Here is a 22,590-nt window from a genome sequence, read left to right as displayed (position 1 = left end):
ACAAGGAATTTCAAACTATTTTGTTATCCTATTGACGCATCCCACGACCACCCTCTAGAAGGGAACTTTCTTGGGCAGGGGATAAAGGGGTGGGTAATGAGTTCGTTTATATAAAAAAAGTCTTTTAGATTTTGTCTTTTAGATTTTGTCTTTTAAACCCAACCTGATTTATGACTATGAATAAAAAACGCATTTACCTTTCTTCTCCCCATATGGGAGTCAAAGAATTTGAATTTGTAAAAGAGGCATTTGAAACAAATTGGATTGCCCCCGTTGGCCCCCATGTAGATATGTTTGAAAAGGAATTTTGCGAAATTACGGGCTCCCGATTTGCCGCAGCAGTCAGTTCCGGAAGCGCCGCCATTCACTTGGCATTAATTTTATTGGGAATTCAGCCTGGCGATGAAGTTATCTGTTCTACACTTACGTTTGCAGCCAGCGCGAATCCGATTACCTACCAGGGGGCAACCCCGATATTCATAGACAGCGAATCCGGCGCCTGGAATATGGACTGCAACTGCCTTGAAGATGCCATTCGGGATAGGATCAGGAAGGGGAAAAGGCCAAAGGCGGTAATTGTTGTCCATCTGTATGGACAGAGCGCAGATATTGACCCTATAATGAATCTTTGCAATCAATATGAGATTCCTCTCATTGAAGATGCGGCAGAGTCTCTTGGAGCTTACTACAAAGGGAGGCACACAGGAACTTTTGGTAAATTCGGGATATTTTCTTTCAATGGCAACAAAATCATTACCTGTTCTTCCGGCGGGATGCTGGTCTCCGATAACGAGGGCTTGATCCGGAAGGCAAAGTTCCTGGCAACACAGGCAAGGGACCATGCCCCCCATTACCAGCATTCCCATATTGGTTATAATTACCGGCTGAGCAATGTGCTTGCAGGAATAGGCCGGGGACAGCTCCGTGTTTTGTCAGAGCGGGTGCAGGCACGCAGGGACAACTTTGACTTTTATCAAAAAGAATTAGGAGGTTTGCCCGGTATTCAGTTTATGCCGGAGGCAGGGTTTGGCAAAAGTAATCGATGGTTAACATGTCTGACCATTGATCCTTCAAAATGTGGTTCCACAAGGGAGGATATGCGATTGGCCCTGGAATCTGAAAACATTGAGTCCAGGCCGGTATGGAAGCCACTCCATCTGCAGCCGGTTTTTCAGAATTTCCCCTATTATGGTTCCGGTGTGGCTGAAGAATTATTCGATAAGGGACTTTGCCTGCCGTCCGGTTCAAATCTCAGCAGGGAAGACCTTCATCGGGTGGTAAAAATCTTTCTGCGAGTGTACCAGGCAAATCTTCTTCAGAATAAAAATTAGGGTAATAATTTGCAACGTTTTTTGCGGAGGTTCGTGATTATGAACACGACATTGTTGATCCATCGTTTCACTGTCAAAGAATATCACAAGCTGGTAGAAAGGAACATTCTGCATGAAGATGATAGAGTGGAACTTCTCGATGGGAGGATTATGGATATGACACCAACAGGAAGTAAACATGCGGCATGTGCAGGGAGGTTAAATCGCCTGTTTACCTTGAAGTTACAAACAAGAGTAATAGTTCAGGTTCAAAATCCCATCCAGTTAGATGATCAATCTGAACCACAGCCTGATATTACAGCAGTAGTATCCGAGATATTTGGGCAATCTTCCTGATTATAGAGGAATTTTCATTTTATTGAAGCGGTTTTACGGTAGCGTGGGTTAAGCCAAGGCTGGTTCGATCTTGGAGATTGGACCATATATTTGAACGGTACTCTAAAGCTTGAACTTGTGCTGTGAATCAGCGTTGTCCGGTTAGAAATTTGCAGGTACGGTTTTGTCATACCCGAACGCTTTTATCGGGTATCCAGTAAACCCTGAACCTCCTGGATTCCCGCTAAAAACATGCGGGAATGACATCTCGAGAGCAATAAAACAAGTCATGCAAATTTCTAACCAGACAACGCTGACTATTTATAATTTTTTGCAATATTCAGAAAGACAATGGTCACCCTTCAGTCCCACGTTGCATTACCAAAATCGTTTAAGACATCGGGATTATCTTGATTTGTTTTATGAAGCCGGATTTGAAATAGTGGATGAACTACTGCAGAAAGGATCGGCTGACGATCTGAAAACTATCGAACAACTTTCACTCGATAAACGATTCAAATCTTATACCACTGCCGAACTGGCCATCAGCAGTGCCCATATCATCCTTAAAAGAATGCCTCCGGAACGACCACGGTATCATCGGGTTTCAGGACAATAGCCTCGCCTTTTTTGTTTTTAATAATTTTGTTTACCTTTACCTGAATTATTTTTTTTTCACCGTTTTCCATCCTGACGATGTAAGTGCGATTGGAAGAGGCAATATCAGTAAATCCCCCCCTCATAGAAATTGCCTCGACAACGGTAATTTCCCTGTCCTGTAATTTTATCTCTCCTGGACTTTTCACCTGTCCGATGACACATACCGAACCATGATAACTCCCCACAATAACAGAGACATGGGGATTTATCAGATAACCATCACCCAGGAGTTCTTCCAGTTTTCTTTCCAATTGAAACGGCGTGAGCCCGGCTACCTCAATGTCGCCTATAAGGGGAAAAGAGATCTTACCATCCGTGGAGACGCGCAAGGATTTCTGCTTTTGTTGGTCATAACTCAATTCCGGCTCATTGTACACATCAATATATAGGATGTCTTTACACCGGATATGATAATCAGTCCGGCTCTTATCGTTCATGTCCCCACCCTTTCCTGCAATAGGCTGAACTTCTGATAATCCTTTTGAAATATTGCTATCTCCTGACTGTATATTTTCATTCCAGCCAGTGGAAGCGCAAGAACAAAGTACCAGTAATAGAATTGCTAACAGAGGATATTTGACAGTAATAGACATATGATATGTTTTGAGAAGATGAAAGATTTCAGAGATAAACTCATTGATTACGGCCAATAACTCTTATATAATAGCGGCTAAATTTTCTCATTATTATATACAGGTAAAGAAAATGTTTCAAGTTATAAAAATTATTTGAGCAACAAAGCGACGGTAAACGAGAAAAGATGCCCAAAAACCTCAAACATCCTTTTTCATTTTACAAAAAGAAAATCTTCCTTCATTTTTTCTCATTTCTCTTCATCATTTTTTTCCAGCAAACACTCTGTCACGAGACTGATGCACAATATACAGTGCCCGTTGAATTATCCCGGATAGACAGTACGCAAGGCAATTTACAGCTAGGACCCCTTAGGCTCCATCCTTTGTTTGCAATAAGCGAGATATTTGACAGTAATATTTTTGATACCCCTGATGATGAAGAATCTGATCTTATTACCATGTATTCGCCGGGGATGAATCTCTTCTTGCCAATCAGAGGCCTGAAAAGTGAATTTAGTGTAAGTTACCTCGCAAACTTTCTGGATTACCGTGAAAATCCTGATCAGGGGCGCGTGGAGCAATACGTTGAAGGCTCATGGAAAACAGTACTCCCGCGCGGGCTGGGCATTATCCTTCATAACAGGCTTGAAGATACCGAGATACCTCCGACCTTCGATCTTATTTACGGGAATTTAATCCAGAGAACAAGGAGGAGATCAAACTATTTCACCACAACCGTTTTCCTCCCCGACTATTTTGCCAGGTTCGACTCAGAAATCTCTTATTCTAACAATGACCATCAGTATGACACGTTCGAAGACTCAAGTTATAATGAACAGAAAATAGGCACACGGTTAACGTATAAGCTCCTTACAAAATTAGATACCTTGGCCGAATTGAATTTCGGCAAAACAAATTACGATACCAACGTCATAAGTGATTCTGTGTTTTATGAATCCCTGGCTGGCGTGCAATGGAAAGAGACGGCAAAGACAACCGGCATATTTAAGATAGGCTATCGTGTGCGTGATTATGAAGAAGAGGGGTTTGATCAATTTAGCGGGGTGGTATTTTCTTTGGAATCGAAAACACAGTTGAATACCATAACCAATTTCTCCGTCATGCTGCGGAGAAGTCAGGAAGAGATTATTGGATTGCCTGAAAGAAGCTTTTATGAACTAAATTCCGTTTATTTGACTTTTCGAAGAAAATTAACAGAAAAAATCGAGGCGAGCTTTTCAAACTATTATCAACTCCTGGATATTCCTGCTATTCATGAGGGCGAATCCGATGCAGAGGTCTTTGCATGGGGGGTCAGGACTTCTGTAGATTACAGGATTCAGAAATGGTTATTTGCAGAATTAAGTTACTGGCTCGAAAACCGCGACTCGGAATCAGACGATTCAAGAGACCTTGGCAGGGAAAAGCACGTCATTACCTTTACCATAGGCGCAGCCTTCTAGTCTTCAATATCTTTTCCTACCCATTCCATCTTTCCGATTTATAACATCGCTTTACTGCTGCATCATCGTTTACAAAGAAACAACCATGAACTCGTCATTATTGGTCACTGGCTGAGTGACCACAATAACAAGGTTGCCTTCTCATAATTAGATACCGGTGATTTTGGATTGCATTTTGATGAAAATATTGTAAAATTCAACGTAAGTTCTTTATGTTATTAGAATTTACAGATTTTGAAGGGGTATACTTCCATGAGAACGGTAATTACGGGTGGTGCCGGGTTTATCGGTTCACACCTGTGTGATTATCTGATCGAGAAGGGGCATGAGGTTCTATGCATTGACAACCTGTTGACGGGAAAGGCAGAGAATATAGTCCACTTGATGGGAAACAGCCAATTCCGCTTTATAAAGCACAATGTAAGCGATTACATGTATGTGGATGGACACGTTGATAATGTGCTGCACTTTGCTTCGCCGGCCAGTCCCTTTGACTACCTGGAATTCCCTATACAAACCTTAAAGGTTGGTTCCCTGGGTACCTTAAACAGCCTGGGGTTGGCCAAGGCAAAGAAGGCAAGATTCCTTTTGGCATCCACCTCAGAGGTGTACGGAGACCCTCAAATCCATCCTCAACGGGAAGATTATTGGGGTCATGTGAATCCTGTTGGCCCGAGAGGGGTTTATGACGAGGCAAAACGATTTGCGGAAGCAATGACTATGGCATATCATCGATACCATCATGTGGATACCAGAATCGTGAGAATATTCAATACTTACGGACCCAGAATGCGAATAAAAGACGGCCGTGCACTCCCGAATTTTATGTGCCAGGCAATCAGGGGTGAGGATATTACCGTGTTCGGGAACGGTTTGCAGACGAGGAGTTTCTGCTTCGTTTCCGATCTCATTGAAGGTATCTATCGGTTGCTTCTTTCAAAGGAGCATGATCCTGTAAATATCGGTAATCCTGAGGAGATAACTATTCACCAGCTGGCAAAGGAGATACTAGCCCTCACCGGAAGCAAAAGCAAGATTATATTCAAACCCCTTCCGGTTGATGACCCAAAGATTCGGCAACCCGACATCTCCAGGGCAAAGAATGTTTTAGGCTGGGAACCAAAGATTGTTCGTGAAGAAGGTCTGCGTAAAACGCTTGGATATTTTAAAGATGCGTTAGCTTCCCTCGAAAAAAATCTATGAAAAAAGTGATTGGCATCTTTGGCAGCCCGCGTCCCCAGGGTAACTCCGACATATTGCTCGATCAAGCCATGAAAGGCGCCGAGACAAGTAATGCCGGCGTGGAAAAGATCATCGTACGTGATTTACAGATTGCCCCCTGTAATTCTTGCGGTGGCTGTTTTGAAAAAGGGGTGTGTGTTATCGGTGACGATATGCAAAAAATTTATTCCCAGCTCGTGGCTGCAGACGCTATTGTTGTTGCCACCCCCATCTACTTTATGGGTGTAAGTGCGCAGCTGAAGGCGCTTATTGACCGTTGTCAGGCTTTTTGGGCCCGGAAATATATTTTAAACTTACCAATCAGGGAAGATGGAAGGTTTGCAAGGGGGTTTTTTATCGCAACTGCAGCACGCGATGCCGGGGAAGGGTTGTTTACCGGTGCTGTAAAAACAATAAAGTCTTTTTTCCATGTATTAGATACGAAATACGCTGGCGACATTTTGTGTGCCGGATTGGAAGAGAAAGGCTCTGTAAATAAGAGGCAGGATCTCTTACAACAGGCATTTGATGCGGGGAGACAGTTGCTGAAACTGTGAGGAGCAGCATTTATGAAAAAAGGACCAATTCTTGAAAGGGCTGAAGAAAGACAGCGCCGTTGTCCGGGCGAGTCGTATACCATTAGCTATTCCGTATGCAGGGGCAGGCAGAGGGTGAATTATCCTAAATGCAATGTATGTCTGGAGAAGGTTGAACCGGCGAGCCTTAACCCGTCACATGCTGAGTCTAAACTTTCTATGAATATCTTTAAGAGTTACGATATTCGCGGGAAATATCCATCGGAGATTAATGATCAGACGGTACACAAGATCGGAACGGCCATATCCCAATTTTTTAAGGAAGAAAATCCTGATGCGAAAAACATCGTTGTCGGCAGGGATATGAGGCCATCTTCGAAACCACTTGCCAATGCCCTGATCGATGGTTTATGCACAGCAGGACTGAATGTTGTTAATGTGGGTGTCGTTTCAACGGAGATGACTTATTTCACTGTGGGACATTATAAGTATGACGGAAGTGTCATGGTTACCGCCTCTCATAATCCCGCTGGGTATAACGGATTAAAAATATGCAGGAAACAGGCCATTCCCGTCAGTTATGAGACGGGGATAGAGCGGATTGCAAAACTGACAAAACAATATCATCCCCCACGCGGGGAGCAACTTGGCAAGGTCATTCAGAGCGATATCTTTGGGGATTATAAAAAGCACGTCTTAAAATTTGCCAGCAACCTCAGACACCTTCGTATAGTAATCGATGCGGGAAACGGGATGGCAGGTAAAACGGTCCCCGTTGTTTGTGAAGGGCTTCCCATCGAAATTATCCCGTTGTATTTTGAACTGGACGGAAATTTCCCCAATCACGAAGCCAATCCATTAAAGCCTGAGAATCTTGTTGATTTGCAACATAAGGTGCGCGAGACAAGGGCACATCTGGGAGTTGCATTCGACGGAGATGCCGACCGGTGTGTCTTTATTGATGAGATGGGACGGACAGTTGGATGCGATATCATTACGGCGTTGATTGCAAAGCAATTTCTCGAACGGGAAAAAGGGGCAACGATTTTGTATGACCTCCGATCGAGTTGGGTCGTTCCCGAAGAGATAAAAGCTGCAGGTGGCGTGCCTTATCGTGAGCGGGTTGGTCATGCCTATATGAAGGCAACACTGCGGGAAAAAAAGGCAGTCTTTGGCGGAGAACTCTCAGGGCACTACTATTTCAGGGATAATTACTATTCGGATTCCGGGATGATCGCTTTTCTCATGGTTTTAGATATCTTGAGCTCAAAACGCATCCCATTTTCGAACATAGTGGCGCCACTGAAGAGGTATTATTCTACTGGTGAAATGAATTTTGAGGTAGACGATAAAGATGCGAAGATTGCGGAAATTACCAATAAATTTTCCAATGGAAAGATCGACCATCTGGACGGAGTTACCGTTGAATACAGTGACTGGTGGTTTAACGTGAGAAAATCCAATACTGAACCCCTGCTCCGTTTAAATCTGGAAGGAAGAACACATGAAATTATGGAGAAGGGGAAAAGGCTGTTAATCAATATTATTCAAGGGAAATTCTTATAGTATTTATGTTTCCTTTTAACAACACAATTTACAAATATACACGGATTGGCATACTTACCATCATGGCATCCTTGCTTTTTTTCACAGTCAACATAAGGCATGCCCTTTGGGCAGATGTACCAACAGGTGAAGAAATCCATGATATCAAATTTAGTAATGGCCAACTATCGGTAAAGATAAAAAACTCTCCTTTGGAAAAGGTCTTAAAAGAAATCATGTCACAGAGCGGAGCCAGAATATGGCTTAACGATTCAATTGACGGGACCGTTACTGTAGAATTCCAAAACATACCCATCGGAGAAGGGGTGCGCAGGATCCTTAAAGACAAGAATTATGCCTTTGCTTATGCCCTCCACGAGGTGAAAGAAGGGAAGCTTTCCATTATTAGTGCCAGTAAGTCCAAAGAAATTTTTACAAAAGTAAATGATGAGCCTCCAAGAAAAGTCATCTCCAGGCCAGGGATGCCTGTTGCCAGAAAAGAAAAACCAAAAAAGGAACAAACCTCCTTTGAATCCCTGGTAGAAGATGCCCTGGAAAATGAGGATTCAGGGAAGAGAGAAGATGCAATTATCGCCTTGGGGGAAAGCAAAGATACAAGGGCAATAGAAATTATCTCAAAGGCGCTGGCGAATGACCCCAACGAAGACGTACGATTAAGCGCTATTGACGCCTTACTGGATATCGGCGACAAAAGTATTGTCGACCCACTTTCTTCAGCACTCAAGGATCAAGACCCATGGGTGCGTGAAAGCGCTGTAGAGGCATTAGGTGAAGTGGGTGGAGAGGCTGCTATCGAATTTATCAAGAGCGCCCTCAATGATGAAGACGGTTCTGTACGGGAGCTAGCGCAGGAAATATTAGAGGAACTTAATACCGGGAAATAAAAGTTTTTTACTTTTAAGTTGACATTTTCCTAAAAAACGTTTTAAATAGTAAACGTTTAGAAAAATAAACGTTTGTAATTATAAACATAATCTCTCACATCACCCAATTGAGAGACCCCGTTCCTCCCGCAGCAAGTAAACTGCGGGAGGAATATCTATAAAAGCACAGATAGAAATATTTGCTTACTAACTTACCATTCATACGCAAGCTCTTCATGGAAAATAAGTTTGTTTCAAAAAGGAAAGCTTATTGATTCATTCCTTCCACGTAGTAAGATTTGTGGAATATACTCAGGATCACAGAGGAACTTAGGGAAGTTGCGATTGATTTTGAGTAATTAACGCTTTATGTCTAACCAGGAAGAAATCACGCAATATAATATCCTCCAATCAATTGAAAATGGAGAGCAGATCTCCCAGCGCCAGCTCTCTTTGCAGCTGGGCATTAACGTGGCTTCCATAAATTTCGCTTTAAAAAAACTTACGAAGAGCGGGTTAGTGAAAATGCTGGGTGTAAACCCCCGAAGGATCCGGTACATTCTGACTCCCAAAGGGATTGCTGAAAAAACACAGCTTGCCTATAAATTTTTTGACAGGAATTTTCATTTCTATAAAGCTGTGAGAAAGGACGTTGAAAATAAAATCGATAGTATCTCCTTTCAGGGTAAGAACTCCGTTGCCATTTATGGCGTCACAGACCTCATGGAGATGGCCTATCTCGTTATCCAGGATAAAGAAATAGACCTTGTTGCGATTGCTGATAATGAAAAAAAAATCAGGATATTTGGCTATCAGGTAATAGGAATCGAAGAAATACACAAGCACTCCCCTCACTTCCTTTTAGTAACAAAAGAATTGGATGTTCATACGATAAAACTTATACCTGACTCTATAGAAATTGTCGATATCAGAATTTAGCGAAAGAGATAAAGGATGCAATAGATGAGGTAAAGCGGAGACAGGAAGAAGATTTCAGGTTTTTGCCAATACCTTTTCAAAAATTTCCAGATGCTTTTCCGCGCTTTTCTTCCAGGTAAATTGCTGAGACCGAACCAGACCTTTATGGCGTAACGATTGGCGCAGCGATTCATCTTCTGTCAAACGTTTCATGGCGCTGGTAATATCGACCACAGAACGCGGGTTCACGAATAATGCTGAATCCCCGGCTACCTCGGGACAGGCACTGATATTGGAGGTAATTACCGGGCACCCGCATGCCATAGCTTCCAGGATAGGTATGCCGAACGTTTCGTGCAGCGACGGAAACACAAATCCCATCCCACCTCGGTACCATATTGCCAGTTCTGCGGAAGAATATCCCTCAGAAATAAGTTTGACACCTTTTATAGCAATTTTTTTCCCTTTATAGCCTGGCAGGATTGCTACGAAGGCAGGCCTCCTGTCTTCTGGCAAATTTGCATAAGCTGCAAGAATGCGATCAGTATTCTTTTTCGGTTTGTACTGTGATACATGCAACAGGTAAGGATATTCAATGTCTGGTTTTTTACCATCTGCGTAAAAAATAGTATGGTCAACGCCATGATAAACAGGGTAAATCATGTGCCGTGGAATGCTGAAAACACTGGATATCTCCTGTGCCGCAAACTCAGAAACGGTAATTACTGCAGAAATCTTTTTCCAAAACCACTGCCAGGCACTAAATGTTCTGCGTTTCTGTATTTTCCCACGTAAAGCTTGTAAAAGGTTTGGATAGATTTCATACCATGACATGGTAAAAGGGCCGACTCCATGCACAGTTACTACAACAGGCCGTTGAGTATTTTTTAAACCTGGGTGGGGTGAACGGCTGCCAGCAATCCCCGGTTCCCACACAAGATCACATTCTTTTGGAATAGGGTTATCTTCCGTAAAAGGGAATACCTCTATTCCGAGCAAAACCAGCTCACGCTCGATGTTTTCGCGATAAATACGGTGACTGAAGGGTTCGTGATGGTAGGTTAGGATAGCAAGTTTCAATCTGTCCCCTTTTTCGCCGCAACGACCATTATCCTGAGTCGTTTCGTATTGATGAATGGACGTACCCGGTAGTATGAATTACCATTTCCTTGAAAAGCCTGTCCAATCATCAAATCTCCGGTAGATTGACATTCAGGATTTTCTGAACCTTTCCTGACAGCAGGACGGAGTATGCATTTTGACGTTTTTTTGATATTCGTCTTCTCAAGGAGAGAAACGAAAAAGGCATGGAAATGCCGATGATATAAGTCGGATGCTCTGTCTAAAGGTTTGAAATACTGACCATAACGTTCCACCTGAGAAAATCGCTGCTCTACAAGTCCGTAAAATTCTTCGGGGCAGTATTCCTTGACATGGTACGGTGGATGGGCTGTGTACCGAAGGTTTGGAGTAGAGCAGAGGAAGGTGCCGCCGGGCTTTAATACCCGATATACCTCGGAAAGAAAACTGTTGCCATCATGGACGTGTTCTATGGTTTCAAAACTTACCACGACGTCAAAAGATTCGTCTTTAAATGGAATCTCCAAGACATCAGCCCTTACAAAATTTCCATACTTGTATTTGGTTTGAGCATCAGCGACCGCCTGTTCATCATAATCGGCACCTATAGCTTTACAACCATGTTTTAAAAGCAGTGCAGTTCCGTAACCGGCTCCACAAGCAATATCCAATAACCGCTGGCCTGGTTTAAGACGAGAAACGGAGAACTTATACCGTTCCAGGTGCTGAATTGACAAATAGTCTGATTTGCCGAGTGGATTGTGATACTCAATAGTACCAGCCATACGCTAATTTTTTGAAAAGTATCATCAAAACTTTTTTTCTGTAAATCTATGTTTTACACCAATGAGTCAAGTCACGTCTTAAAAGTTCGCTTAATCGTTCTATCTCTGATGCAAACTCTGCTTGTAGTCTTTTCCGTAGCTCTGTATCCATGGGTGGACGAGACTCGTATTCTCTATTGAAAGACGTCAGTTTTTTAACAAACCACTGGTGCAGCGTATGAGTCACAAAAAATTTACCGAGCACTCTGGCGATTTGCGGGGGATTTTGTAAAAGGTTTCTTAATATATTGCTGCGTACACGCTTATTCGGGTTGATAGTTTTAAACTCCGGTTGAAAATCTCCGGTTACACCCAAAAAGCGCAAATTTTCCCGGTAAACGTTAATTGTATCCACTTTAAAGTCATCATAAATAATGACATGCACATTCTCTCTTCCAAAAACATTGTAATATCTCTGAACCTGTTCAGTATATTTTACTGTTTCCCGGTAAAAAAGACTTTCGATAAAATGGACACCAGGCGGTATGCGTAAGCCACGCTTTCGATCATCCTCGGCGTTAATGGCCTCTTCGAAACATGCGATATCTTCATTACCATTATAAAGAAATTGGCTATGTTGAGAATAGAGCATGTCCGCGGGATTTCTCAGCATGATAATAATGCTTGCGGAAGGTGAAAATTCCTTAATTTCAGAAGCAGCTTTTTTTGAATAAAGATACCAAACCGAGGATTCTCCTACCCGTTTTTCATCTTTTGCCCCGGAAAATAAAGAAAGATATATTTCTCTATCTCTGATGAACCTTGGGGAATTAAGATCGGTACCAAAATAGTGGGATTCCTTTTTTCCCGGTATGAAAATCTCCGGATGTTGCCTGAGATATGCACACATGGCGGTTGTCCCGCTTTTCGGCGCGCCGACAATGAAGAAATCTGGTATTCTCATATTGATTGTTTATTTCATTCTGTCCGTATAAATACCTAAATATCGACAATAAACCCTAACTCCCTTACAGCCTCAATTTCCTCTTTGTTAAAAATGGATAAATCATAATTTCTATAGCGTCCAGCAGATTCCGGTAATCTGGGTAATCTTTCCAATTCATCTATATTTACACATCTGGTATCTAGTCCCAGAAAATGTATTAACAATTCTATTTCATGTCCCGGATCCGTGCACAGCTTGTCGAAATTAATAACTAGGAATCTTTTCTTTAGGTGTTTCCGTCCGAAGGTTATTGCTTTCCTATTCGCCTCATTCCAGTACTGAAGCGATAGCCTGGGGAGAGGAATCGATGAATCATTCACGGCAATTCCAAAGATCCTGCCCCAGTTGTATAATTGGGATTGATTTTGGCTATATGCCATATCGATTCCATGTCGCATAAGATGTATGTATTTCAAATGGTGAAAATGTTTGTTTAAATACTCAAGATAAATATGGGTATTCGGTTCTTTCCAGCCCCAACCCAGATATTTTAAACGATCAATTTTTTTTGAACGGAGCATGGTTACGGCCCTTCTCATTGGCCATAAACCGCGCCCCGATCCTGAATAATCATGCCCTTTGAACATCATTTCAACAACCGCCCGCATGATAAAACTCAATTCGTCGTTGTGGGGTTTTATATTAGCGGTCATTGCCCTTTCAAAGATGCCGAGGCCTTTCAAAATATGTGATTCCTTCCTGGTTGCTTTTTTAAAAAACCAATCAGGCCTCTTAAATAGCAGCGTAAACCATAAATTATCACGGGCGGCATTCATATCTTTTCCCAAATAAAACCCGAGTTGTATGAGAATTTCGGCAATAACCCTTGTACCACTCCCCCCAACGCCGCCAATGGCAACAGGTCCTAACCAGTTTGATTTGTTATTCATAGAATTACTGATAATACACCGCTCCATTACTCCATTGCAGGAATTTTGGTTGCAGCTTTGCCATGCTGGGAATATTTTAGTTTCCTGGTGTCCCCAGCGTATCTGTGCTTTTGTCTGTGCTCCAATGATTCAAGTCCCGTCCCAAAAGCTCGCTTAAACCATTTACTTCTGGAGTGAACTCTTCTTGCAAACGCCTCCGTAATTCCAGAGACATAGGCTGCCGGAAAACATATTGGGTGTTTAATTTTTTAAGCCTGTTCAGCAGTACATCGCGGAACGATTGAGGTAAAAGCAATTTGCCGATTGTACTCACCAACGAAGGTGGGGTCTTTAAGAATCGCTGAAGGGTTCTGTTGCGGATACGTTTGTTTGGATTAATAACTTTGAAATCTGGCCGAAAATTGGTATCGACACGAAGAAACCTGAGCGTCTCATGGTATGCCATTGCGGTATCCTGTTTAAAATCATCATAGATGATTATGTGAACGTGATTTCTCCCAAAGGTATCAAAATATCTTCTTACCTGTTCTGTGAATTTAACCACTTCACGGTGCAGGAGTTTTTTCTCTATCCTGATATTTCGAGGGATCATTTCGCCGTTTCTCCTTTTCTCTTCCGCTGCCAGAGATGCTTCAAAATCCAAAATATCCTCAGCACCATTATAAACGAGCTGTGCATGCCGTGAATAGAGAACGTCCACGGGATTCCTCAACATGATAATAATTTTTGCACCGGGACAAAAGGACTTGATGTTTCGTGCCGCATTTTTTGAAAATAAATAGTAAACTGAAGCTTCACCTGCAAGTTGGTTTTCACCTGCTCTTTCAAATAACGAGAGGTACCGTTCTCTCTTGAGAAAAGGGTCATCATGTTTCAATAAATCATCGGCAAAATGATTTATTTCCTTCATATCAGGCATGAAGATACCCGGATGGTGTCTTAAATATTCATGCATTGCGGTAGTGCCGCATTTTGGCGCACCTACGATAAAGAACTCAGGCTTTGTCATCTCTTTCTCCAGGGGACAAATTCTCCCAATGCAGTGGAATGGATCCCAATCGTTTTGTATACCCAGGTTGCCAGCAAAATATTCCAGGTAATCATGCTACTTGCGGTAGCAATTGCGGCTCCTGCAATACTCCATCGAGGTATCAGCAGAGCATTCAGAATGATGTTCAACACTGCGCTGATTCCCACACCAATAGCGACATTTCTCTCATGTCCGGTCATAACAAGCAGGGGACCGACAGAACCCATTGATGCGTTAACAAGCTGACCGGCCGATAAGATTGCAAGGGCCATTCTGCCTTGTGCAAAGGCTTCTCCAAAGAGAAGCAGGAACCAATGTCCGCAGAATATAAGGGCAAGCCCGATAGGTAGCGAAAATAACAGAATTATTAGGGTGCTTTTTGTGACCACATCCTGTAATTTTTTCATGTCTCCTGCTGCATAGAGGCTTGCCACCGTTGGTGCCAGCGCCGTATTGACAGCAAGCAGGATGAAGGTGATAAATTCTGCCCCACGATTGGCAACTGAATAGATACCCGCCTCTTTTGTACCCTTCATTGCCCCAAGCATAAGAATGTCTGTCTTGGCATTTATTATCTGCATACCGGTGATTAGCATCAGGGGTAAAGCACTCCGCATCCATTCCCGAATTTTATAAGAAGGAGAAGTTTCTTTGATGGATGACGGGAGCGTTTTGAGTAATACCCGCGTTCCGACAATAAAGGCAATTCCTGTAGCTGCAATGTTTATTCCCAACGTCTGTGGCACAGTTAAAGCTTTACCGAGAAGCAGATAGGTAATGCCAAGAAAACAAAGAAAGAGTATTGGCTGGATGAGCATTTCTGGTACTTGTCCGGCTATTACCCTATTGAGTCCCTTCAGTACGGCCTGTCTTAGCCTGGTAAGTGTAACCAGCGGAAGCGAAACCATGGCTATCCAGAGAGAGATTAAAACCAAAGAATCCTGGCGGCCAGCAAAGATACTGCCGATGAAAGAGGCTAATAATGCCAGCCCCAACGACACTATCAATACCGTCTGATTTGCCCACCGGAGGAGACCTCTCACGAAATGCCATTCAGATTTTGTTTCGTATATGGCAACTTCCCGGACAAGCAGTTTATCCAGCCCCAATGCTCCAGGAACTGCAAGCAATCCTACCCAGCTCATGGCATAGGTATAGGTGCCGTAACCAGTGGTACCCAACAATCGGGCAAGTAATAATCCAATAATAAATGATAGGCCTGTAGAGGCTATCTTGAGACCAAATGAACCCGAAGCACTTTTGGCAAGACGGCCCTTCAGGTTGATAACTCCTTTTTTCCCGAAAAGAGGTTGAAGCAAATATTTTATACGATGGTTTACTTTGGCAGAGATAGTCATATTACAGGTATCATGGATGTCAATTAGGTTGGGCCATCGCAAAGTCCTTCTGAATTTCTGGTTTAGGGTACGTATCTTTCGTCAAAAGCCACCTGCATCTTTTCTGCTTTTTCATGATGGAATTGATTGTAAACGGTAACCATTAAGGTTATTCCTGCCTTTCATAAGTATACCCGATGAATGCACTTTATTTACAAGCTTTTTTTCCGGTGTAAGGCAGGTGACAGTGGGGATAATTGGCCATGGGTGTGCAACGCTTTGAATTCCTCCCGCAGGTTTTACCCTGCGGGAGGAACCGGGGTCTCTCGTTGGGAGATATGAGAGATTCTGTTTACAATAATAAATGTTTAATTTTCCAAACGTTTATTATTCAAAACATTTTCGGTTGAAATGTCAATACAAAATTTAAAAAATATTTCTCATAAAATTGTGTATAATGAAAATTCCCAAAGCAGAAATGCTCCGGAGCATGTTTAACAGTCCAAATTGACAAAAGGTTGCCCTCTTTCTGATTTATTTATGATCATCAGTGGTTTTTTATTTTAATTTCTCTGGCTTATCCGGCCCCTTACTCGTCCATTGCCGGCCAATCTCATCAATTGACTTCGGCACATTCACGTTCGGGACCTGGTATCCATAGATCTTCCTTCGTTCACGGAGATCATCAGCAGAGATACCAAACTGCTTATCGCGTTTGTCTATCATCCCTTTGCTGATCTGCCCATCGCCCCCTGCAGACCACATGAGGAGCGGCTCGCCCATTGGGATCTCAGTGGTTGGATCAGGCCAGGTATGGAATGTCTTCCCCCAACTCGTTAAAAAACCTTCAAGAGCCTTATCACCCATGTCAGCTAAATCGGGCACGATGAGCTGTCCGGATATGATCTCATACGCATGCGGATGCCAATACTTTTTTTCACTGTCCGGAAGTGTCTGATAAGTCTCATCGCTGATAATGTACTCAATACCAAGGAGCTTGGCAGGCACATCCTTGGAGTCATATATGATACACTGATGGATACCGCCACCCTTAATATTGAGATTCCGCATCGAACAATAATGGTGAGCCTCTATCTCCAATTTCGGATTGTTCTTGGCTATATGGAATGCACAAAGGTAGAGATGAATATCTTTGACGGGATCAGCATACTTTAACTTATTAACATTTTCAACACCATGCTCCCCCTTTTCTGCTACAGCACCTTTTAAGGGAATGAACATCAGACTGAGAAACGCAATTACCACAGCAAAAGCTACATTATTCACCATCGTCCTGCACGAATATCGACTCATTTTTACCTCCTTTTGTTGATTGATTAAGAAATTGTTGTATCGATCGTTCGTGTAACCTTGTTTCCTCCGCCTTGGTTTTTTCTTACAAATCCGGTACATCTATTTCTTTTGGCATTATAACACACACTTTATCCTGAGGTAAAATAGAAAATACTCATAGTTGAAAAACAAGAAAATGATCAAGGAAAAGGCTTCCGGTTTTGCAAGTCAGATGCATTTTTACATGAAACACGGATAAAACAAGTTGGTCTTCACCGAAAAACCGGATAAATAAGATGGAAATTTCTATTATTTTTCATGGCAAAATTGATTAATGATGATAAAATTATGTTATTTGAGTAATTATACGGTATTTTCATGAGGAGGTAAAAAATATGAGAAAATTAATTTCCGTTCTTTTCGTTGCCATGATTGTCTTTAGCGGAGTTAGCTATGCCCAAGACGCTCCGAGAATAGTTGTAGAGAAATATCTTCATGCCGTGAGGAACAACGACTACGACAGGGCATATTCCTTCATCTCAAAAACTGACACCACGATTATCAATTGGCTGGAACTCATAAAATACGTAAAAAAGATCACTCCGGCAAGGCTCACCGAAGTTATTGACCTCGCACATAATGCGGCCCGGCAGGAGATCGTAAGTACATCAGTCGGCGGCAACACCGCTCTTGTAAAAATCCACTCAAGTATCCCTGATATGGAGGAAACCCTGAAGGTTAACCAGAATCCTGAGGATATAAAATTCCTCCTGAATAGCGGTGGATTACCTATGAAAGAAAGATTCGGGGAGTGCACCTTGGTGGTAGAAGATGGAGTCTGGAAGATTTCAAGGGTCAAGGGAATCTCTTCGGACCAGGCAGCAGAGATTGCCACGGATTTTGCAGAACTCGTTTTAGGGAAAGAAGAGGCCAAAAGGATCAGTAAAAAGATCGATGAATTTATGAAGAAGCAGGATAAGGGCGTTTAACTTGATAGACAGAGGTTTCTTTTTATTTATGTGACGCCTGTGACAAGAACCCATATGACAATTCTGGTGGAAGAACTCCCCTTCATCGTTCCACTGATTCCTTGACTCCGCTTGGAATGACGTCATGCCGAAGGAAGTCGAAAACACCACGGCGAAGTCCCCACTTTGCATGGGAAGATATTGTAAAGCGTTTATCTCACCTCCCCTAATCCCCTCCTTGCGAAGGAGGGGAAAGAGGGGTGGTTATCAGTCCAGTGGTTGCATTTTTGTTATCTTAAAATTTCATACCAATAATCCTCTTTCCCCCGTTCTAAGAAATAAAAATCCGCATTAATGAATCAAAATAATAATTCCAATAATGGTAGAAATTACCGTGGTAGTAAACCCTACCTTAAAAAAATCCCAGAATCCCACGTGGACATATTCCTTCGAAAGTTCTAAAACAATCATATTAGCCACAGAGCCCATAATGGTGAGATTTCCAGCAAACGTGCTACTCATGGCCAGCACATACCACATGGTCTTTGGATCAAGAAACTTCTCAATCCAGGCAGCCGACAACAAGACAAAAGGCACATTTGAGACAAGGTTGGAGGCAATCACGGAAAAGATGCTGAAATGAACAATCTGGCTGGATTCGGTCTTTCCCAGATAGGGCTCAACGGCATTATGTGCCAGGATTAAAAAACCGGCCTTATTGATACCACCCACCACAATAAACAGCCCGCTGAAAAAGAGTAGCAGGGTCCAATCAACCTTTTCCAGCACGTATTGAGGTTTTGTCCCTGATATGATAATCAATGCAAGCCCGCCGGTTATTGCTGATAACGGAAGATTGCCTGTAAAGACAAACCCAAAAAAAATGCAGAAGAGCACAAAGAGAGATTTTGTGGTAAGCTTTCCGTCAAGTTCTGGTTTTACCAGTATGATGGGGTCCAATTTTTTAAAGTTAATATCCTTTCTGAATACTCCATAAATGATGAGCACATTGGCTATAAGGCTTACTATCCCAACAGGCATGAGATGCAGGGTGAAATCCAGATAGGGTATCTTTGAAAAAACGCCTATGAGCATATTTTGAGGATTTCCGGTTAAGGTAACTACGCTTCCAATATTAGATGAGGTTGCCAGGGCTATGAGATACGGTACTGGATTAAGCTTCGTTTGATTTAATGCAAGTATCAAAAGAGGAGTAAACATCAGACAGATGGTGTCATTAACAAACAGTGCCGACAAGATACCACTGGAAAAAGATACAAAACACAGCAAAAGAAAGGAATTCCTGGCATGGGTAATCAGCAAATAAGAGAGATACTTGAAACAATTTGCTACCTTGAGATAGCCAATGAGGATCATCATGCCCAGTAGCAACAAAATGGTATTAAAATCCACCGCCCGGTATGCCTCGTCCAATGTTAATACGCCGGAAAGCACCATCAACACGGCACCAAGCAACGCCCCCGAGGGTCTGTCAAGCTTATGCCACTTCATCTTCTGGGCGGAGATGATAACATAGGTGAGGATAAAGATGAGTAATGATTTAATAAGCAAGGGAGTATTTGAAAAAAAGTACAGTATATCCCAGTTCATCAAACCAGGCAAGGGTGGCTTGTTCAATGGTAGATTCGGTAATTCTTAAATCAGTCATTAACCAATTTTTTCTCGTCACAATAAAAATTAAGATAAAGATACCGCTAAAAATCAGAAAATGCAAGCGTAAGCTAAATATGCAATGCTACACGGAATTGCTAACAACTTTTCTGATTTCCTTTACCCGACTTAGCAGGGTAGTGGATAAAACAATTCTCAGGCATGATGAAATGGCGAAAAGGGTAAGCAGCCGATAGCCAAAAACAGGCGGTATATGGGTTGCCAGAAAACCTCCGAGCAGGTTTCCCAGACAAATCGCAAGCCCGTTGATGGTGTTAAAATAGGAAATGCAGCGCGTCCGCTTTTCAGGGATTGCAGATTCATAAATAAAATTGGAAGAACATAAATTAAACCCTCCCCAGAAAAAGCCGGCCAGTACCTGAATTCCTATGAGGAAGTATATTTGATGGGAGATGAGCCAGAGGGCTGGCAAAACTGATACGACGATACTGCATATCCCCATAACCCGGCGATTCCCAAGGACATCTGAGTACCGCCCCCAGTAACTTATTGATAAGATAGTAGCAAGGGGAACGGTTGTAACAACGATGGTATAAGTAAGGTATGAAAACCCCAGATCGCGGAGCATAAATACCGGGAAAAATGGTGAGGCAAGAAAGACCGCAAAGTTAAAAGAACTCTGGAAGACCACATATTTCCCAAAATTTCCGATATTGAGCCTTCGCAGAAATGCCCCGAACGAGAAGTAGTGCTCGCGCATTACTTCCAGAGGCGGTTCATACATCCTGCTTAAGAAATAACACGAGATATATCGTGAAATCATGGCGAGGGAAAAAATGACGGTAAAGCCAACAAGCGACTGAGTCTTGGATAGGTGCAGGATGTAACCTGCCAAAAAGGTGGTGGCTAAAGTAACGATACCAATAAGCCTTGAACGTTTACTGAAAAATGCCCCCCTTCTTCTTACAGGTACAAGGTCTGCCATCAGAGAACCCCATGCCGGGCCAGCAAGAGAGGCAAAGAGCATATACAGGGTGCAAAAACCAATAAGCGCACCGACCTGAAGAAATTCAGGCAGATACGGAATGAAAGCAATGGGGAGTAACATAAAGGCATGGAAAAAGACTGAACGTACAATAATCTTCTTGCGACTCCCAAGCCGCTCGGTCACGTCGGCAACCTTCAGTTGTATAAGTGCGGGAAGGAACTGCGGTAGGGAACTTAACAAACCAATCTGGAAATTACTTGCACCCAGGGCTACGGCGAAAGGATTGATATAATTATCTCCGAACCCTGTTGTTGCAGCAAATGCCACCCCATCTTTGATGGAAAGGTTAAGGCTTTTTTTCACAGCAACTTCTTCTTGCTGTTTACTCTGTGGCGCTTCCATAAACGAATATTTCAATCAGGGATATAGACCGCGCATTTTTTTGGCTTCTGCCACACGCCCTATGCCCAGCATCAATGCGGCGGTTCTCATATCCACACCCTGCTTATTAGAAAGTGCCAGCACACGGTTGAATGTACTAACCATGACATCCTTTAACTTCTTCTGAATGTCCTCTTCGCTCCAGAAATAATACTGAATGTCCTGCACCCATTCAAAATACGAGACCGTTACGCCACCAGCATTGGCCAGGATATCAGGCACTAAAAACACCTTTTTGGCCTGCAATATCTTATCCGCTTCTGGTGTTGTCGGACCATTGGCGCCTTCTACGATAATTTTCGCCTTAACCTTGTCGGCATTTTGTTCGGTAATCTGCCCTTCAATAGCCGCCGGAATAATAACATCACAATCCAGTTCAAAAAGCTCTTCATTGGTTATGGAATCAGCTTCCCTTAAACCAATAACATGCTTGTGTTCTTTAATATGGTGTAGAAGATAAGGAACAAGAATGCCCTTTGGATTATACGCACCACCACTCACATCGCTTATGGCTACAATATTACAACCCTGTTCATATAAAAGCCTTGCAGCGACAGAACCGACATTACCCATACCCTGAATGGCCACGCGTAAGCCACGAAGTTCTTTATATAACACCCGCGCCGCCTCCATTACCATATAGGCAACCCCTCTGCCAGTGCCTTCTGCCCTTCCTAACGAACCACCTAATAATAAGGGTTTACCGGTAACGACACCAGGAACCGTGTTGCCTTGCTGCATGCTATACGTATCCATCATCCATGCCATCGTTTGTGAATTGGTGTAAAGATCCGGGGCAGGGATGTCCTTGTCTGGCCCTATGATTTGAACAATTTCCGTGGTGTAACGCCGGGTCATACGTTCCAGCTCGTTTTCTGACATTTCTTCCGGATTGCATTGAACGCCTCCTTTAGCACCACCATAGGGCATGTGCATGAGGGCGCACTTCCACGTCATTAACATGGCAAGGGCTGAGACCTCTTCAAGGTCAACATTAGGATGGTAACGAATACCACCTTTGGAAGGACCGAGCGTTATGTCATGCTGTACCCGATAACCTGTGAATACCTTTGTTTTGCCGTTGTCCATTTTAACGGGTACAGAAACAATAAGGGAGCGTTTTGGATTTCGCATGCGCTCCCTTATGCCATCTTCTATATTCAGCATATCTGCTACGGTATCAAATTGCTTGAGTGCCGTTTCATAGAGGATATTATTATCTTTCATACCTCCCTTTTCCTTCCTGCCAGGGGTAGTCCATCACCAAAATACAAAAACCCAGAAAAAAATTATTATACTGAGTTCATGAGAATTTGCCACTTTAATTTCTGTACAGTTTATCCCTTTATCCCTGAAATTTTGATGTGCAACCCGTAATCCAGATAAATTTTTAATAAAAAATGCGGACTCTTTGAAAGAATCCGTTTTATAAAATTTCATACCTGCCCACCTGCCCACTTCATTCAAAAACATTTTGCTAAAATAAACAATGCCCGTTACAAATTATATATCGAACCCTTCTGACAATTATGCCTCTGGCCGCTTCTCCTCTCCATCTTCCAACCATGTTATCGTCTCATAGCGTTGAATTTAATGACGATTTACGTTTATTTACACCCCTCTTTTCATCATCAGATCGATCGTCATTGCTGACCAGAACAAAAGCAACAAATGGGTACATAAGGATAAAAGAGACGACAGTTCTACCAGTAA

21 protein-coding genes are annotated in these 22,590 nt (G+C 42.7%); 10 read left to right on the top strand and 11 right to left on the bottom strand.

Annotation, left to right across the window (positions count from 1 at the left end; all coding sequences use genetic code 11):
* The first annotated feature begins 176 nt into the window (after positions 1-176).
* The 3 genes from E3K36_00390 to E3K36_00380 all read left to right on the top strand — a co-directional run bounded on the left by E3K36_00390 (position 177) and on the right by E3K36_00380 (position 2,265).
* The gene (locus E3K36_00390) at positions 177-1,331 is read left to right on the top strand and encodes an aminotransferase class I/II-fold pyridoxal phosphate-dependent enzyme (protein MCF6153719.1); all 1,155 of its coding nucleotides are present in this window, start codon (positions 177-179) and stop codon (positions 1,329-1,331) included.
* A 39-nt stretch (positions 1,332-1,370) separates the two neighbouring features.
* Positions 1,371-1,667 (top strand): hypothetical protein, encoded by a 297-nt coding sequence (locus E3K36_00385; protein ID MCF6153718.1) that lies wholly within the window; start codon positions 1,371-1,373, stop codon positions 1,665-1,667.
* Positions 1,668-1,830: 163 nt separating this feature from the next.
* On the top strand, positions 1,831-2,265 hold the full coding sequence (locus E3K36_00380; GenBank protein MCF6153717.1) for a hypothetical protein: 435 nt from the start codon (positions 1,831-1,833) through the stop codon (positions 2,263-2,265).
* Here the strand turns inward: E3K36_00380 and E3K36_00375 are convergent.
* Entirely contained in the window at positions 2,213-2,899 is a 687-nt protein-coding gene (locus E3K36_00375) for a hypothetical protein (protein ID MCF6153716.1), read from the bottom strand. The genes E3K36_00380 and E3K36_00375 overlap by 53 nt on opposite strands.
* Positions 2,900-3,066: 167 nt before the next feature.
* Here E3K36_00375 and E3K36_00370 point away from each other — a divergent pair, with 167 nt between their 5' ends.
* The 6 genes from E3K36_00370 to E3K36_00345 all read left to right on the top strand — a co-directional run bounded on the left by E3K36_00370 (position 3,067) and on the right by E3K36_00345 (position 9,469).
* Positions 3,067-4,344 (top strand): hypothetical protein, encoded by a 1,278-nt coding sequence (locus E3K36_00370; protein ID MCF6153715.1) that lies wholly within the window; start codon positions 3,067-3,069, stop codon positions 4,342-4,344.
* Between the two features lie 252 nt (positions 4,345-4,596).
* Positions 4,597-5,547 (top strand): SDR family oxidoreductase, encoded by a 951-nt coding sequence (locus tag E3K36_00365; GenBank protein ID MCF6153714.1) that lies wholly within the window; start codon positions 4,597-4,599, stop codon positions 5,545-5,547.
* Entirely contained in the window at positions 5,544-6,122 is a 579-nt protein-coding gene (locus E3K36_00360; GenBank protein ID MCF6153713.1) for a flavodoxin family protein, read from the top strand. The genes E3K36_00365 and E3K36_00360 overlap by 4 nt, the downstream gene beginning before the upstream one ends.
* 12 nt (positions 6,123-6,134) lie before the next feature.
* Positions 6,135-7,667, top strand: coding sequence for a phosphomannomutase/phosphoglucomutase (locus tag E3K36_00355; protein ID MCF6153712.1), 1,533 nt, complete (start codon positions 6,135-6,137; stop codon positions 7,665-7,667).
* 5 nt (positions 7,668-7,672) lie between these two features.
* On the top strand, positions 7,673-8,551 hold the full coding sequence (locus tag E3K36_00350) for a HEAT repeat domain-containing protein (protein MCF6153711.1): 879 nt from the start codon (positions 7,673-7,675) through the stop codon (positions 8,549-8,551).
* A 348-nt stretch (positions 8,552-8,899) separates the two neighbouring features.
* Positions 8,900-9,469, top strand: coding sequence for a winged helix-turn-helix transcriptional regulator (locus tag E3K36_00345; GenBank protein MCF6153710.1), 570 nt, complete (start codon positions 8,900-8,902; stop codon positions 9,467-9,469).
* A 54-nt stretch (positions 9,470-9,523) separates the two neighbouring features.
* Here the strand turns inward: E3K36_00345 and E3K36_00340 are convergent, their stop codons facing one another.
* From E3K36_00340 to E3K36_00310, 7 genes are all read right to left on the bottom strand, one after another.
* The gene (locus tag E3K36_00340; GenBank protein MCF6153709.1) at positions 9,524-10,528 is read right to left on the bottom strand and encodes a glycosyltransferase family 1 protein; all 1,005 of its coding nucleotides are present in this window, start codon (positions 10,526-10,528) and stop codon (positions 9,524-9,526) included.
* Positions 10,525-11,313 carry a class I SAM-dependent methyltransferase gene (locus E3K36_00335; protein ID MCF6153708.1) on the bottom strand — a complete coding sequence of 263 codons (789 nt, stop codon included), beginning with the start codon at positions 11,311-11,313 and terminating at the stop codon, positions 10,525-10,527. Before E3K36_00335 ends, E3K36_00340 begins: the two co-directional genes overlap by 4 nt.
* Positions 11,314-11,359: 46 nt before the next feature.
* Positions 11,360-12,256 carry a sulfotransferase gene (locus tag E3K36_00330; GenBank protein MCF6153707.1) on the bottom strand — a complete coding sequence of 299 codons (897 nt, stop codon included), beginning with the start codon at positions 12,254-12,256 and terminating at the stop codon, positions 11,360-11,362.
* Positions 12,257-12,291: 35 nt separating this feature from the next.
* The gene (locus E3K36_00325; protein ID MCF6153706.1) at positions 12,292-13,215 is read right to left on the bottom strand and encodes a hypothetical protein; all 924 of its coding nucleotides are present in this window, start codon (positions 13,213-13,215) and stop codon (positions 12,292-12,294) included.
* Positions 13,216-13,264: 49 nt separating this feature from the next.
* Positions 13,265-14,197 carry a sulfotransferase gene (locus E3K36_00320; protein ID MCF6153705.1) on the bottom strand — a complete coding sequence of 311 codons (933 nt, stop codon included), beginning with the start codon at positions 14,195-14,197 and terminating at the stop codon, positions 13,265-13,267.
* On the bottom strand, positions 14,194-15,576 hold the full coding sequence (locus E3K36_00315; protein ID MCF6153704.1) for a flippase: 1,383 nt from the start codon (positions 15,574-15,576) through the stop codon (positions 14,194-14,196). Before E3K36_00315 ends, E3K36_00320 begins: the two co-directional genes overlap by 4 nt.
* A 537-nt stretch (positions 15,577-16,113) precedes the next feature.
* A complete protein-coding gene (locus E3K36_00310; GenBank protein ID MCF6153703.1) occupies positions 16,114-16,968 on the bottom strand; it encodes a DUF1264 domain-containing protein in 855 nt (284 codons plus the stop codon).
* Positions 16,969-17,243: 275 nt separating this feature from the next.
* Here E3K36_00310 and E3K36_00305 point away from each other — a divergent pair, with 275 nt between their 5' ends.
* Positions 17,244-17,837: a hypothetical protein gene (locus tag E3K36_00305; GenBank protein ID MCF6153702.1), complete on the top strand. Its 594-nt coding sequence runs from the start codon at positions 17,244-17,246 to the stop codon at positions 17,835-17,837.
* Positions 17,838-18,167: 330 nt separating this feature from the next.
* Here the strand turns inward: E3K36_00305 and E3K36_00300 are convergent, their stop codons facing one another.
* The 3 genes from E3K36_00300 to E3K36_00290 form a co-directional block, all read right to left on the bottom strand.
* Positions 18,168-19,454, bottom strand: coding sequence for an anion transporter (locus E3K36_00300; GenBank protein ID MCF6153701.1), 1,287 nt, complete (start codon positions 19,452-19,454; stop codon positions 18,168-18,170).
* Positions 19,455-19,572: 118 nt separating this feature from the next.
* Positions 19,573-20,838 (bottom strand): MFS transporter, encoded by a 1,266-nt coding sequence (locus E3K36_00295; GenBank protein MCF6153700.1) that lies wholly within the window; start codon positions 20,836-20,838, stop codon positions 19,573-19,575.
* Between the two features lie 15 nt (positions 20,839-20,853).
* A complete protein-coding gene (locus E3K36_00290) occupies positions 20,854-22,104 on the bottom strand; it encodes a Glu/Leu/Phe/Val dehydrogenase (protein MCF6153699.1) in 1,251 nt (416 codons plus the stop codon).
* Positions 22,105-22,590 lie beyond the last annotated feature (486 nt).

This window comes from Candidatus Brocadia sp. (assembly GCA_021646415.1).
Classification (GTDB): domain Bacteria; phylum Planctomycetota; class Brocadiia; order Brocadiales; family Brocadiaceae; genus Brocadia.
Note: the sequence above shows the minus strand (reverse complement) of the source record. Positions and strands in the feature narration are given on the sequence as shown.